This window comes from Campylobacter concisus, from assembly GCF_002165785.1.
Classification (GTDB): Bacteria; Campylobacterota; Campylobacteria; order Campylobacterales; family Campylobacteraceae; genus Campylobacter_A; species Campylobacter_A concisus_W.
This window is the reverse complement of the sequence record NZ_NDYO01000007.1, coordinates 1-16,131: the sequence shown is the minus strand read 5'-3', so window position 1 is coordinate 16,131 and position 16,131 is coordinate 1. Positions and strand designations below refer to the sequence as shown.

Genomic DNA, 16,131 nt, shown 5'->3' with positions numbered 1-16,131 from the left:
CAAGTCTCCCCCGTGACACCATAAATACCTAAACTACGATGTTTCTACAATATTATATTGCAGTTACCTTTCATTAAATATAGCTTAATGTTTGTAGCAAAACAAAATTTTATGTAGCAAATTTTTAAGCTTGCAGTAATTTTAACACGTTTTTTGTAAAATTTTAAAAAACAAGTAAAATTTTTTAACGAATCATCTACTATGATATAATCTGTCACTCTACTGGGTTAAATTTTTACCATAACTTAAATAAAATGAGTATAGATGTGTAGTAAAAATGGCGTTTATAGCTATTGAATATGGGCTAAAAAATATTTTTGATGATTATGATTTATTCATATTTCCTAGCAATAAAACACAAAATAGAGATAGGCTGCATAAGCATCACGAGATCCTGCGCGTGGTCAAATACCGGCTCACATTTATTAAAGGCTCAAGATAAGTTAAAAACTTTCAAAGGAGTTTTAACTATGATCCTGCCGATGAAAAATAAGTATATAGTCCGTTCCCGAATTTCGCAGAAGAAATTTAGAGAAATTCTCAAGTATTTTGCAGAGGATATAGAGGCTACTAAAATAGCAAATTTAACCGGGATTTCTAGAATTTCCATCAACAAAATTCTAAAAAACATCAGAATTTTAATGGCTAGTGAGTGTGAAAAAATAAGTAAGTTTTCAGGTGAGATAGAGATTGACGAAAGCTACTTCGGAGCTAAAAGAGTAAGAGGTAAGAGAGGTAGAGGAGCAGCAAATAAAACTCCGGTGTTCGGTATGCTTAAAAGAGATGGCAAAGTCTATACCCAAATAGTTAAGAACTGCTCTGCTAGTGAACTAATACCAATACTATCGCGATATAGCGAGCTTGATAGCTCTACTATATACTCTGATTGTTGGAAAGCTTATGATGGATTAGTAGATTATGCAGCTTTAGCTCATTATAGAGTAAAGCATTCTAAGAATGAATTTGCTAATGGTAAAAACCATATAAATGGCATAGAAAATTTCTGGGGATACGCTAAACATAGACTAGCTAAATTTAAAGGCATCAAGAAAGAGAATTTTTTACTTCATCTAAAGGAGTGTGAATTTAGATATAATACTAAAACTACACAGGAAAACTTATATCAGAAACTGTTGAAATTGATAAGAGAGAATCCGCTTAACTTATCTTGAGCCTTATAAAAATAAAAGATCCAAAATATCTAAAGGTAAAATTTGAGAATTTGCTTGGAGAGTATTTGGTGCGCAATTGATGATTATGTAATAATTTTTTATTTGGTAATTTAAAAATGTATGTGTTATTAATAATATTTTTATTTTTATACTCAAAAAAAAGTCACTTTTGGTCTGTAATTTTAAGATATTTGTTTCGATTCCTCGTATAAATACGAGCATTAAGTAATTTATAAGTATTTTTATGCTATACAATCAATTATAAGTAAAAACCCCTTGATATATCGTGCTTTTTAAAACATAAAATCATTTTTTTATTCTACTTACTATCAAATTCATTGACTCGACTATAAAAAAAGATTATAATGCTCACAATTTTTAAAAATAAAATATTTTTAACCAAAGGAGATTAAGATGATTAAAATTAGTTAAAAGCAGAGGTTCTATTTAAGTAATTAAAAGAGAACCCCCACATTAAGTTGGTGACACTCTTATTGTAATCGTTCTCTACTTTTAAAATACTTAAATAAAAAACTTCATTAGTACCAACCATATTGAGTTTATTGGGCACACTATAGGTATGTCCATTTGGTGAGATGGCTATTACTGTCTCTTGATTTTTTAAATGGCAAAAAGGAGAAAAAATGCCAAATAAAAAAATAATTTTAAATGATTTAAAGGCTATTAGAAAAAATAAAACAAAAGAAGAGATTAAACAAGCATGCTTTGAAGCCTTGTTTCCACAACAAGCTACGATCAAAGAGTGCAGATTAGTAATCGAAAATCGTTATAGCGTAAAGCTATCAAACAAGGAATTTTCCAAATGGAGGAAAGAGTATGATGCAAAAAATGCAAATCAACCCTCTGATGCATGTCATATTCCAGAGCCCAAAGAAGACAAGAAAGAAAGTGAGGAGCTAAGCAATGGCGCTAACAATCAAGAGTAGTGATACAGCAGTTGCGGCAAATGCCGTAATTGCACTACAAGAACATGTTGAAATGGGCAATAAGGTTAGTGAAAATATTAGAAATAATATTGAGCTTTTTAATAAAACTGCGGATAGTTTTAATGGAGATTTTAAAGAAAAAATAGAGCTAATAAAGCAAGGAAGTACCGAACTTATAAGTGCAGCAAAAGAGGTCCAAAACAACTTTCAAAATACTCTAAAGAGTGCAGATAAAACTATATCGAAGATCAACTCATCTTTTAGCTCTTTGATGAAGAATATAATATCTATATTAATTGCCTTTGTATTTATAGAAGTGATCTTCTTTTTTGGCTACTTGTTTTATGATAGCCATAAGACAAATGAAGCCAAATCTGCACTACAAAGCAAGCTAGATAAGGCACTTTATAACATATCTAATCTTCAAGGCTTTATTATCCATATCTACAACCAAGATGGTCAAAAAGCTAGTGAAGATTTTACTAAATGGCTAAACAAAAATGGTGACGGTAATGTTCAGTAGTAAGCAAATTTTTCTAATAGGCAAGACACATACAATGTATGACACTTCGTTTTCATACCTTGTATAATCTTGCTCTGCCGAGGGCTACAATGCGAGATATAAGAAGCTTTAAAACGCTTTATCTCGCTATCACATTTTATGAAAGGATATCATATGTCAAAAAATGTCAAGGATAAAGTGCTCTCCGCAAGGATTACTTATCAACAATACGATAAGTTATCTAAAATAGCTCTAGAGTTAGATATGTCAAAATCAGAAATCATTTCCTATCTTATAGATAATGGCACTGTAAATTCTGAATCCATAAAAAAGAAAGAGTTATATCCAACAATCATTACATATTTTGCTAGACCTTTTAATAACATCAATCAAATAGCAAAGAAACTAAATATAGCTTATAAGACTAGTGGCAATATAGATTTAAAAACGATACTGCAGACACAAGAAGAGTTGTACAAAGTTCAATCAGTGCTAACTGAAATTTTAAGCCTAATAAAGAGTAGCTATGATAGTTAAGATCTCAAAGGGAGAAAAAGGCATAGCTGATTATCTAAAAACTGGCAAGAAAAGAGATTCGAAGCTAACTAGAGATGAAAAAGATGATAGATTGCCACTGGCTGGAAATTTAGATCTTATCGAGATGTCTGAAAGGCACCAGAGCAAGAAAAAGAATAAGAAACATAACTACTATCATATATCCTTGTCATTTACTTCAGAGGAGTGGAACAAGCTATATGAAAGTGGCAATATAGATGATCTTATAATGGATTTTTTGAAGCTCACTTTCCCAAATCACGACATAGATGAGCTACTTTTTTATGCTGAAGCTCATCTGCCTATAATAAAAGAAGAGCCATATATTCCTCGTCCAGAAGGGGCACTAGAAAATAGAACATTAAATAAGAAACATAAAAATGGCGAACCGCTAAAAAGAGAGCCTCATATTCATCTAATAGTCTCTTTTGAAAATATGAAATTTACTCATAGTGTAAAAACTGGCGGAGTAATATATACAAAAGGTGCAGCCAAGCAACAAGTAAAAGCTATTATGGCTAAGTCAGCAGAGAAATTTAAAAGAGTAGTTAATGATATCTTATCTAACAAGTATGGATTAAATAATATAGAGCCTTTAAGTATGGATGAAGACCAATTAAAAAAGCAATATGAAAGCTTTAAAAGTGCAGCACAAAAGGTTAAGAAAGGCAAAGAAAAAGATACGCAGATGAAGATAGAAACAGATGTAGTGATCGAGCCAAAAGCAAATATAAAAGAGCAAAATATAAGTGTTGAAGAGCTACTAGCTGATGCTAAAAATTCTACAGCTGATTATCTATTAAGAATGATAGAAGAAGATGAGGGTTTCAAAAAAGACTATTATGATAGGGCAAAGAGACTTAATACAGTGGATATAAGAGAATTTTTGCCTATGATCAATGCAAAATTTAACATCACCGCAAAACCTGAAATGGTAAATGACAAATATAAAGTAAGAGTGGATGGTTTTAATGGAACTTATAATCTAACTGATCTAATGTGTAAGATAGTCTATAATGGCAGAAAAGGAGCGTTGTTTCACGTAGTTAATGAGCTAGAGCAAATGCTTATAGAGCTTCAAGCTAATAAAAATGAGCCAAAGATAACATTAAGTGTAAGTAGTGACTTTGGTACGCTAAATAAAGACCCAAAAGCTCAAGTGTTAAATAGCTGGGAAACGGTACAAATAGAGCCATACAATCTAAAATCAATACTTAAAAACTATTCAGCTATATCAGTGGCAAGTTTCAAAGATAAAAGTGAAGAAGCTAGCAGTATTGATGGCATAACTCCTACGCTTATATATGATATAGATAACTCTAAATTTACTGCAAATGATGCTCAAAATTTACTACAAAGTAAAGGAATAAAAGGCTTCATATACCCAACCACCTATCAAGCGCCAGACACAAAAGTAGAGAAATTTAAACTCATCATACCCACAACAAAGGCTCCAAGCTTAAATGAATATGATGAATACATAAAAGAGATAACAAGAGAGCTTGGGTTATATAACATAGTAAATAACTCCAGCTTGCATCCTAGTAAATTTCACTACACTCCAGTGCCAGGATCTGAAGTTATAAGCATTAGTGGAAAAACTTTTGATAATACAAGAGCCATTGAAGATGCGGGCTTAAAAACATATATTAATAATATGGATATTAAAGCCATATATGAAGATTTACAAAATCTAAGAAAATATGAGCTTGGTCATGAACCAAAAGATACCAACTCACATATTAAAAGAGCAAGCTACCAAGCTATATCATCAAAGATTCCAATAAAAGAGTTAATAGAATACTTTGACGAGAGTACTATGGTTAAAAAATATAAAGATTATCAAATACTTTTTAATAATAACAGTAGATATCTATACTTGCCAGAAGAAAACATAGCTTATTCTTTTAGCCAAAATAGACACTATACTCCATATATCTACATTAGAGATAAATTTTATGAAGCAGCTAGAAAGATAAAAACTGGATTTCATGATGATGATCTCATTCAAAAGCTAGGTATTACACAAAATGAATATAAAGGCTTCGTAAAAGGCATCGATTACCATCTAGATATAAATAGATACTATTTGGCTTTTATAAATAGAACCGAAAGCTTTAAAAAATATCTATCGGATATAGCTAAGATTAACTATAAAGGCTTAATTTATAATATAAAAACATATATGAAAGATTGGAAAGATATGCAAGGTTTTAATAAGCTAAAGGAGCGTTATAAAACAGATAAGATATGTCTAACAGAGGATCATATATCATTTGATTCACTAAAAATAATAAAGCAAGAGCTATATGATCAAGGACTTGATAAAGATTTTGGGATAGAGCAAACAAAACAACCATCAAATATAATAGAGACCAAAGAACAGAATATAAAGTCAGGATATGATAGTTTGGAGAGGTAGGCAAAACAAACATCAGCGAGGTATGAAAGTCTCTTATAAAACTAAACGTATCAGCTAAAAGTCTATATCTTTTTGATTGCTAGCCTTGCGGCAATATATTTCTTCTTTTCTTGTCAATCATACTAGTCTTTAGTATCTAATCCTTAAATATTTAGGAACATAATACTAATATGCACAAATAAATAAAGTTAATCTGATCAGGCAGGTATTAACACAAAAACCCAAACAACCATAGTGGGATTTTATTCCCAACTCCGACTTCTATGTCATCGGCAGTCATATAGGAGTTTGGTATGTCCTTTATCTGTTCAAAGCCTTTTTAGTCCCTCTAATTTCAAATATAACACGATAAAGTCATCTTGTCTGTAATTACTATTTAAATTAGTCAAAGCTTTACTTTGTAAAAAACTATATTAATTTATTTTATTGCCAATTAATATCTATAAATCTCTCATCTTCCATAAAATCAAATTTCTTTTCTCTATCAATACGACGTTTTAAATCATCAATTATATCTTTAATAAAAGTCCTGTGTTTTAATAAGTTTGCCGTATTCATCACAGACATTAGTTTTTCATAAAATTCAATATCTCTTTGTATTACGGACACCCAGCTTCCATAGGCTGTTCTTGAATTTTTCTCAAATTTTAGGCTTTTAAATAACTCGTAATCACTATTTTTTGAAACCATATAGGCGTATAGATGTGCCCTGGTATCAATGTTGGCATTTTCAGATTTATCGCTATTAAACTCGCAGATAAGTCTAGATATAAAAATCATCCTTTCTTTATCCATAAAATATTTATCTATAAATTTCTTAATAATATTTATTGTTTTTTGTGTATCTAATAATGGCGAATGAAATCCCATAAAAAATGATTTTAGAAATTCCCCTTTTTCAAAAACGAATTTCTTATCAGGTATTTTATGTATAGTTTCTATAATTTTTAAAAATATTTCTTCATGGTCTTTTCTATTAAATAGGATGGAAAAATCTGTATGCATATCAACGCTATAAACACCATTGCCAAGAGCGTTTAATATATTAATTATATATCTGTGTATAAAATCAGAATCATAGTTTAGAAATTTATTTAAGATGTTGGCATCATGATCAAAATTTATATTATCTTTTAGTCTCATAAAATATGCTGTTTCTGTCAGTTTTTTATCTGTTTTGATATATTCATCTAACATACCAGCAAACTGGCAGAAAAACATCTCAATAGTTATTAAAAATTTGTTATTGCTGATAGCTCTATTGCAAAGTACTTTTAATATTTTTAGTGCAATGTCTTTTTTGATATTTTCATACTTTTGTAAATAGTCAAAGTATTGTGGAATATTTGCAATATCGGCACTTTTATAAAAATCAAGCAAATTCTTAACATCTGTTTGAGTGATATCGTTTTCGTCTATAGCTGCAAATATCCAGAATCTCCAAAAGTCTTTTGCTTTAAAATTCTGTTTTTCTATAAACTCAAAAGCACCATTTTTGCCCAAAATCTTTATAAGAACACGACGATCTAAATATAATAAAAATGGATCGCCTAGCTTAAAATACTCGCCTAAAACCTCTATAAACAGTTGCAAATCATTGCTTGATAAAATTTCAAGCAAAATACTAAAGTTGTTTTTAAAACTATATGTATCGCTATCATCAATCACATTATAAATTTCTACACATATATTAAGTAGCTCTAGCCACCTATCTTTTGTTTTATTATTATTCGAAATTTTTTCTAGTTCATTTTTTATATATGCCTTGTTTTGTTCAATATCATTGCCTTTAAATTTATAAGGACTTGCGCACAACAAATCATCTATATCAAAATAACTATTCTTAAATAGAATTTGTGCATTTTTGTCATATGAAATTTTATTTTCATCCAAAAAAGATAAAAATTTTCTTACTATTTTACAATGTTTATAAATCTTTGGATTAAAGTATTTTACAACTAAATCTACTATATATTTTTTATCTTGCTCTATTATTTCTATGCTATTTGAAATATTGGGTTTTCGATAGTATGTATTTATAAATTTTTCCAAGTCAGCCAAAAAACAGTTATTTTTAAAGATCTCATCAAGCCTTTCAAATATAGTTTTTCTAAAATTAATCAAAGCTTGTGTCGGAACAAGAGTATAGTTGTATAAATTGAATGTTCTACCATAATATCTAGCATCTTGAAAGTCAGTGCCCAACATCTCACTGGCGATCCTAATAAATAGTCTTTTTAAGAGCAAAGTATCGCTATTTTTTGATAGTTCCCAAAGCCCATCCATAACTATCTTTTCTTTTTTGTATCCATATCTATAGCTATTAAGCTCATATCCAAAATCTTTTACCAAAGTATAAATAACTTCATGTATTTTATTTGGCTTTTTATTTAGATACATCACTATTAATTCTATTGTGATCTTTAGGTTGCTTTCATCATTGCTTCTGGATAGTAAAGAGAGTATTTTTAGCACTAAATTTGATTTGTTATCGCCATTTTTAAAAATATCAATACTATTTACATCTATATGCTCTTGTTCTAAGTCTTGTATCTCTTCATGTAGTTTTTCTAGTATTTCTGATTCTTTTAGATACCAAAAAATTTCTATAAACTCTATTATTGGATTATTATCATGCCCCGACAACAACGATTTATCTGAATATTCTATCCACAACCTATCTACAGGACCTTTTAGCTCTTTTAAGATTAAATTGATATCAAAAACTGGCATTATTTGATTTAAAACATCTCTTATTTTGCCTGAATGGTTTAGGAAAAAATTTACTATAAAACTACTTATTTTTAGGCTTTTATCCACAAATACAGTCTTATAAAAAAGATATGTTGCTAGTATCTGATCTGATATTTTAACGACACTATTTTCATACATATCAAATATCTCATATCTATGAAGCTTTTCTATTTTATCCCAAATAGAAACAATATCAACCCCAAAGGCTTGTTTTATAACTTCCACTTGTTTATCATTTTGCCTGTCGATCACTCTAAAAAATGCTACTATCGCAACTATTTTTTTAATCTCAATATCGCCAAAAATTTTTATATCATTATCAGCACTTTTAAAATACTCTTTGTATAAATCATAGGCATTATTTACAGCATCAAAAGATCCATTTTGAGCTATTTTACAAGCCATAAAAGCCATTCTTGGATTATTTTGTGAAATCTCTAAAATTTTTTCGTTATGTATAGGATCTATATTTTTAAAATTTTTAGAAATGATTTCACTTACTGAGATATTGTCCATAGATTGTATTTCAATAACTGAGCAACTAATGTTGCTTGGAACTTTTTCTATAATGTCTTTAGCGTAGTCTCTAACTGTAGCAACTATTTTGATTTGAGAATTTGTAATTTTTTTGTTAAAAAAGTCAAGCAAATATTCAAGTGCTTGATGAATCCTGTTGACATCATCGATAAAAATTAAGAATTTCTCATCTTCAACTTTAAAATACGCCATCAAATCATCGTAAATATTGACACCTCTATTAAAAATGGCCTTAAATTTATACCCATTTTCCTTAGCAAATTTAGGTGCAACCTCTATTGCTAATCTTGTTTTTCCAACTCCAGCCTTTCCTGTTATAAATGTTATTTGACTATCCTTTAAAGCAAGCTCTATATCAGCCACCTCTTTATCTCTACAACAAAGTACCGTATTTAGTGGCGTAGCATAGCCGCCGCTTTCATACTCCGAAACAAAATCGCGCTCGTCTAATATCTGCACGGTATCTACGTTTACACCAAGAAAATCATATGCTATTTTAGAATAGTTTGCATACAAGTCATTTGCTAGACTTGAAATTCCTATAAAAAATAATTTATCTTTTGAATTACAATACTTTTGTAAAATTTCTAATTCATTAGGCTTAATATCGCAATTGCAAGCTAGAATAATTTTCTTTATTTTAGATATACTAATATTGGTTTTTTCCTCATTAAAACATTTTTCCAAATCTTTTAAAAATTTAGACAATATATCCGATTTTTGCGTTGTACATTCTACAAAGACATAATCCCCATCTTCTAGAGCTACAAAACTATCTGGGGTCCCTGAAATAGGTTTATCTTCGCCTATTTTTGTACCGTTTGAATGAACCATAAAAGAAAACTTTTTGGATAAATATGTGTTTATCAATTTGTGAAATTTTGAAGCATCTATCTGAGATAACTCTTGTTCTATTTGGTTTATTTTACTCATATATAAATCCTAATACAAAAACCCAAACAGCCAAAGTGGAATTTTATTTCCAACTCCTACTTCAATATCATCTGCTGCTATAAATGAATTTGGCATATCCTTAATCTGCTCAAAGCTCTTTTTTGCTCCGCCTATTTCAAAGACAAATTCGCCTACTATAAAATCTCCGGCTTTGCCCGAGTAAATTTCAGTGATATTTCCAAGCTGATTGGCAAAAAACGTCTCTCTCACATTTCCTATATCAGGGCTGTTTATATACATTAAATTTGTATTTTCAAGGTAAATTTTGTCTGCCTTATCCATATTTTTTATAGCAAGCTCGTTTTTCATTAAAAGCCTTATAAGCCCGGCACTATCAAGCATAGCAAGATACTCTTTTAGCGTCCTATCATCCCTTATATCAACAAGCGATTTTAGGCTTGAGTAGTTTGGCTGATATGGGACGCTTGTACTTATGGCATGAGTTAATATCTTTAGCTTTCTTGCTGTGTTGCCGTTTAAATTTGGATATATACTTAAAAGATCGCTATCTATCGTAGCTTCTATGCTTTGCCTTAGAGTCTGATAAAAGGCAGTATCATTTGGCATATCGTTATAGTACGGGTAGTAACCCGCCTTTAGATACTCTCTAAAAAGCTTAATAACTGCTAGATCTTTTTGTTTTAAGGCGTTATTGGTATTAACAGCTATTTCCTGATGATTTGTAAGTAAATTTGTAAGCTCAACCGCTTCTAAATTTATACCATATCTTAGTCCTAGATACTCCCTAAAGCTCATTCCACTCATCTTATATATGATCGCTCTTCTACTTAGATCATGAGAGCTTTTTAACACTTCAAGAGCAGACGAGCCAGTAGCTACTATATTTAACTCTTTAAAATTATCATAGGCAAATTTTAATACGGCCGATATATCTTTGCTTTTATGAATTTCATCTAGGTATAGATGCTTTCCACCATTTAATACAAACTCTCTTATAATCGAGGTTATATCGTTTGATATCTCTATGTCATCTAGGCTTAAGTAAAGACTATCTTTGTTTTTACTGGCAAGCTGAGCCAAAGTAGTTGTTTTACCTATACCTCTTTGCCCAAGGATAACAATAAGCCTATGAGATAAATCCTTGGAATCTATAAAATATCTTTTGAATTTATGATTATTTAACCTTATAAGGTCATTGCTCTTTAAAAAAAGTTGATCTAACATGGCTTATCCCTGAATTATGTGATGCAATACAATTATAGCACAAAAATGTGTGTAATAAGATACAGACAAGATTGTTTTTTAAATAAAATCGTATTTTATTGTAAATGACTATATGCATTTACAATTAAAAAGTACTCACTATTCTCCTTCTTGATAAAAATTTACCTCTTCAACTAAATCCTTTAGAATTTTTGGAGTTACTGGTTCGCCATAAGTATTCATAGTGATCTTGTATTGTTGTTCATGTCCTACAAGAGCAGCTATATGTTCAACCCTTTGACCGCTTTGGATGAGCTTGTTTATGAAAGTGTGCCTAAATGAGTGAAATGTCCTTGTCTTATCACCATCTTTTATAACTTTAGTATTAATCTTTTTTCTAAAATATTCAGAGAAGTCTTTATTATCACAGCTAAATAACCTAACTGCTTTGCCACATTTCCTAGCTAGCTTCTTTTTACTCTCTATAAATTCAAACAGCCCAATGTTACTTAGCTTAGAGTGGATAGGAACTATCCTTACAGAGTTTCTAGTCTTTAAAGTCTTGCTCTTACCCGTTTTTACATCTATTTTTGTATTTAAACTAAAGCATACTATGTTATATTTTTCAACTATGTCATCTGTGTTTAGCTGGATTATCTCATTTAGCCTCATGCCAGAGTAAGCTGCTATATGAGTAACGAAAAATAGCTCATCTTTGTTAATTCTTTGACTTTTGGTATCACCATTTGATCTCATCTTACTCACAATATCCAAAAGTGCGTTTACGTCACTATCTTCATAAGGGTTTTTATTTGTAACATCATCTTGGTTTAAATTTATTTGTAGATCTATAGCTGGATTCTTATCTATATAGTCGCTATCGTAGCAGTATTTAAAAAACTCACTAACTCTAACAATATACTTCTTGATGGTTGATTTAGAAATTTTTGGTCTATTCTTTGCTAAAGCTATAATCTCATCTAGGCTTTTATCTTTATAGAGACTATTTTGAGAGAGTTTGGTTGGTAGTTGTAGCAAGACATTCCTAAAATTTAGCAAGTCATCTCTTTTTATCTTTTTAATATCTAGCCCATCACCAAATTTCATAAACATTAGCCGTCCTACATGTCTAACAAGACCAAATGTGCTATCACTCCAGTTGTTTGAAATACTAGTGTTTGATACATAGTTTTCAAATGCACTCTTTAGCGTGACCATGTCAGCTTTGCTCTCGCTTTTAGTAGATGAGACTAGCTGTGATTTAAAGCTTCTAGCTCTATTTGAGAAGAGCTTTTGAAAGAAATTTATAGCCTCATTAAAAGTCATGTTACTAGCATCACTTGTATCATCTATCGCAAGATCTTTAGCCTCAATGTTATTTAAAACTATGCCTTTATCTTCATATTTATCTGCCCTATATAGCTTCACCTGACCACCAAAGGTAGGATCATTCAAATTACCATATCCAAATTTTAGATCTTCACTTAGCTCGTTGTCTCCATCTGGTGATAACTCACAACCAAATATTCTTAGGATATCGTTTTGTGTGAGTGCTCCCTTTTGCTTAGCTAGTTCATTTATAGCATCTCTTAGCTCACTAACAGAGTGCTTTAAGGACTTTTTAGTGAAAGGCAGCACCAAATCCTGCTTTTTTAAAGTCTCTATGTCGTCTTGATAGCTATCTATGTTAGCCTCTTTAACACCTTTTGCTATCTTGTCTTTAGTATTATCATCTAAATTTGCACTATTGTGCTTTTTACCAAGTGGTACAAATGTCTGTTGCTTATCATTTAGTAGCTTTTGGTTTTTGCACATCTTATATGATATGTGATTTATGTTATCTATCGTTGCCTCAAGCACTCTTTTGCCAAGAAGCTTTTTGGTGTGAGAGTCAGTGCAAGATAGCTTTTTGCAGATATCATCAACCTCTTTTGATATGACGCTGGGCAAGCTATCTTCTTTTAAACTCTGTTTTAAAAACAAATTTAGTGATAGTAGTCCATCTAAATTTATATATCTGCCAAGCATATCATGCTCTTTGATACTTTTGGCCTCCTTGGCTTTTAAAAGCATAAGCACCAAGTGCTCTATAAGTTCGCTGCTCAAATTCATCTTCCATGCCTTTTTGATCGCGTTAAAAATTATAGAGTAGATCTTAGCACGATTTTTTGCTGTATCAAAGCGTTTTGTGAGGAAGGAGGTTATGTATTCGGTTTTATTACCAAAATAAGGCCTCAGATATAGTGGGATGGCTACTCTAAAGTAGTATATACCATTTCGTTTGACTAGATATTGCATCTTTGTTACCTATGCAATATAACTTTGTAGCAAAATGTAGCAGATACCTACTGTGAAACTGGCTGTGTGCCGTCTTTTTGGTGCTTACACAAGGTTTATTTTTAAACCCTCATAAGCTGGAGGTCGGGAGTTCAAGTCTCCCCCGTGACACCAAAACACTCTATTTTAGGCACTAGTAGTGATGCTTTTGTTATTTACCTTTCTTTAAAATTTCCTTTAAGAGTGGAACACTTAGTTACTAAAGTGGGACAGTCTCTTAAAAATTCCAATGATTATAAAGCCATCACCCTTTTAATACCATAAAAATAAATTTGTTTTAAATTCTTGCTTCTAGCTTTTTATCTCAAATCCCCATAAATACGCACTTTCAACATCTATCATTTTAATATTCTTAACTTTTCTTTCTTAAAAAATAAACTTTTTTACGAAAATTTGCATTTCTAGCGAAGATTTTTTTCAAAATTGGTGTAATTACTATAAATATATTTAAAAGGATAAAAATGAAAAAATTTTCATTAATAGTAACTAACACCGCTAGCACGGAAGAAAGTTTGTGTAGTGAGGTGATTTGCCATGGCTAATGCATATACAATAAACGACCACAACCTAGTTATAAACGTAAGGTTAGATTTTTTAACATATGGTAGAGCTATAGGTAGATTTGCACATGCATGTCGTGAGAAAAATCAAACCGAGCATATAAAGTATATCAATAAAAATCCAGTCACTATTAATCGTTACAAACTCCTAAGCGAGTTTAATAGTAATGGCAATATGAGAGATGCTAACAGCAAAGATGATGAACTACATAATATAGCCTTTGTAAAGAATTTTCTTAAAGGCTTTTAGGATAGCTTTAAAGAAGACTATGCCAAGCAGTCCTACACACAAAAGCGAAATGGCAAAGATACTGTTATAAAAAAGTCTTGGCGCAAAGATATGAGTAGCTTTTGTGAGATTATCATCACGTTTGGTACAGATAGAAAGAAAAAGCCAAAAGAAGGATTAAGCGAAGAAGAGTCAAAATTTATAAATGAAAACATACGCATGGATAGAGTAATGAGATTTATAAATGCATACTGCTCAAAGTATGGTGTAAAGTGCCTGCTCATAGCTGAACATAATGACGAGAAGACCAAACACTATCAGATCATCTTTACAAACTATAACTTTGAGAAGCATGCAAATTTGAGGTTTAGTGGTAGGGCACAAACAGCAAAATTTGGCCAAGAGTTACAAGATATGGGTACAGAGGCATTTGAGGGTCAGGTGCTTCGTGGTAAGTCAAGTAAAAATAGACATAAGAATTTAACCCAAATGCACCAAATAGCAAGTGAATATAAGAGCGAGAAAGAGCTAAAAGAGAAAATTCAAAAGCTTATAGAAGCGGAAGCAAATAAGTATATGACAAAGGAAAAATTTTTATGGTTTGATGAGCATTTTAGACTAGAAGCTAACAAGAAAGAGGCTTATTTATCTAGTCTTGCAAATTTAGTTTTTGAACAAATGCAAGAAAGCATAACCATCACATCTGATGAGAAGCTAAAAGAAAAGGTAGAACTTCTTGCTGAGCAAGTAACAGAACAAAACAAGATCATAGAGGAAGATAAAAAGAAAAGCATAGAAGTCTTAAAAGAAAAAGAACAGCTAGAAAAAGAGCTAGATAAACAAAAAGATATCCAAACAAGCAACGATGAGGAGATAGCTCAGCTAAGGCATAGTCTAAAAACCTATACAGACCAACAAGCTAAAATAGACAAACAAAATGCATTAATAGAAAGCAAAAATAGAGAAAATTTATCTCTAATACATAAAGCCAAAAGTTTGCAAAACGAAAATATCGCACTAAAAGAATTTAATGACAAAAGCTTAGGTCTTTTACTAGAAATAGCAAATATCAACCCAGAGTTAAGAGAGATGATAGTAAATGAAATGCCAGAGCTAAGGAGTAAATTTGCAAAAGATGATGCTGGGATGGAGATGGGGTAAGGAAATTTTCTAGAGATATCCAAAGTATAGTAGTAATATAAAAACAAAAAAATCCCAAAAATCAATTAAAAGATAAAACACTATAAAAATGGTGATCAGGTGGTCATATGTTCTAGGAATAGAGTAATGGTAAATAAATTCTGAAGTATCACAATGCCGTTTATTTATATTATAAAAATCTCATATCGTACCCCAGTACAATAGACAAGTCCTTCTAAAATTTATATAATTCATTCAAAATTTCAAATACTATAAACAATAAGGAGAACATGATGGCTAAAGAAGCCGGAGTAGTTAAAAGCATAAACGGAGGAATAGCAAGAGCACTTAATGACTTAACAGGAGAGGTAAGACAATTAAGTGTAGGAGATATTGTATACCAAGGTGAAAAGATAGTTACAGAGGGCTCTAACTCTAAAGTAACAATAACTCAAACTGATGGTAAAGATATAACTTTAATAGGTAAAGACACTCTAACTCTAGACCAAGACTCTAACAATAACGAAACAGTAGCTGATATCTCAGCTTTACAACAAGCCATCTTAAAAGGAACAGATCTTAATGCTCTAGAAGAAACTGCTGCAGGTGGTCCACAAGCAGGTGGTAATGGTGGAGATGGTGTAAGCTTATCTTCTACTAGCTTTGCAGAAGGAGGCCACATTAGTAACATATACGCCAATTATGGTAATTTGCCGGATAATGGAGGTAGTTATATAAGTGATTATTCTACAATAAGTGGAGGTAGGTTAAATGCACAGGATGCAGCAGATATCATTATACCTCCTACTCCAACCGTAGAATTTACGAGAGACACAAATAATGACGGATTTTTAAATA

General features: G+C 31.1%; 11 protein-coding genes. 8 read left to right on the top strand and 3 right to left on the bottom strand.

Going from position 1 to position 16,131, the window contains the following annotated elements; genetic code table 11:
- The first annotated feature begins 470 nt into the window (after window positions 1-470).
- The 5 genes from B9N62_RS06365 to B9N62_RS06345 all read left to right on the top strand — a co-directional run bounded on the left by B9N62_RS06365 (window position 471) and on the right by B9N62_RS06345 (window position 5,598).
- On the top strand, window positions 471-1,172 hold the full coding sequence (locus B9N62_RS06365) for an IS1595-like element ISCamsp1 family transposase (RefSeq protein WP_141083205.1): 702 nt from the start codon (window positions 471-473) through the stop codon (window positions 1,170-1,172).
- Between the two features lie 644 nt (window positions 1,173-1,816).
- Window positions 1,817-2,119, top strand: coding sequence for a hypothetical protein (locus B9N62_RS06360; RefSeq protein ID WP_087584838.1), 303 nt, complete (start codon window positions 1,817-1,819; stop codon window positions 2,117-2,119).
- The gene (locus B9N62_RS06355; protein ID WP_087584837.1) at window positions 2,097-2,642 is read left to right on the top strand and encodes a hypothetical protein; all 546 of its coding nucleotides are present in this window, start codon (window positions 2,097-2,099) and stop codon (window positions 2,640-2,642) included. Before B9N62_RS06360 ends, B9N62_RS06355 begins: the two co-directional genes overlap by 23 nt.
- A 153-nt stretch (window positions 2,643-2,795) precedes the next feature.
- Window positions 2,796-3,158, top strand: coding sequence for a plasmid mobilization relaxosome protein MobC (gene mobC / locus B9N62_RS06350; protein ID WP_054195894.1), 363 nt, complete (start codon window positions 2,796-2,798; stop codon window positions 3,156-3,158).
- Window positions 3,148-5,598, top strand: a complete 2,451-nt coding sequence (locus B9N62_RS06345; RefSeq protein ID WP_087584836.1) for an aminotransferase — start codon at window positions 3,148-3,150, stop codon at window positions 5,596-5,598. The genes mobC and B9N62_RS06345 overlap by 11 nt, the downstream gene beginning before the upstream one ends.
- A 423-nt stretch (window positions 5,599-6,021) precedes the next feature.
- Here B9N62_RS06345 and B9N62_RS06340 read toward each other — a convergent pair whose 3' ends face one another.
- The 3 genes from B9N62_RS06340 to B9N62_RS06330 form a co-directional block, all read right to left on the bottom strand.
- Window positions 6,022-9,822 (bottom strand): PhoH family protein, encoded by a 3,801-nt coding sequence (locus tag B9N62_RS06340; RefSeq protein ID WP_087584835.1) that lies wholly within the window; start codon window positions 9,820-9,822, stop codon window positions 6,022-6,024.
- 9 nt (window positions 9,823-9,831) lie between these two features.
- Complete coding sequence (locus B9N62_RS06335; protein ID WP_087584834.1) at window positions 9,832-11,028, bottom strand: ATP-binding protein; 1,197 nt, start codon at window positions 11,026-11,028, stop codon at window positions 9,832-9,834.
- A 138-nt stretch (window positions 11,029-11,166) separates the two neighbouring features.
- Window positions 11,167-13,305 carry a site-specific integrase gene (locus B9N62_RS06330; protein ID WP_087584833.1) on the bottom strand — a complete coding sequence of 713 codons (2,139 nt, stop codon included), beginning with the start codon at window positions 13,303-13,305 and terminating at the stop codon, window positions 11,167-11,169.
- A gap of 573 nt (window positions 13,306-13,878) precedes the next feature.
- Here B9N62_RS06330 and B9N62_RS06325 point away from each other — a divergent pair.
- The 3 genes from B9N62_RS06325 to B9N62_RS06315 all read left to right on the top strand — a co-directional run.
- A complete protein-coding gene (locus tag B9N62_RS06325; protein ID WP_087584832.1) occupies window positions 13,879-14,154 on the top strand; it encodes a hypothetical protein in 276 nt (91 codons plus the stop codon).
- A gap of 90 nt (window positions 14,155-14,244) precedes the next feature.
- Window positions 14,245-15,294, top strand: coding sequence for a hypothetical protein (locus B9N62_RS06320; protein ID WP_087584831.1), 1,050 nt, complete (start codon window positions 14,245-14,247; stop codon window positions 15,292-15,294).
- Between the two features lie 272 nt (window positions 15,295-15,566).
- The coding region (locus B9N62_RS06315; protein WP_180382165.1) for a retention module-containing protein at window positions 15,567-16,131 on the top strand (565 nt) is incomplete at its 3' end.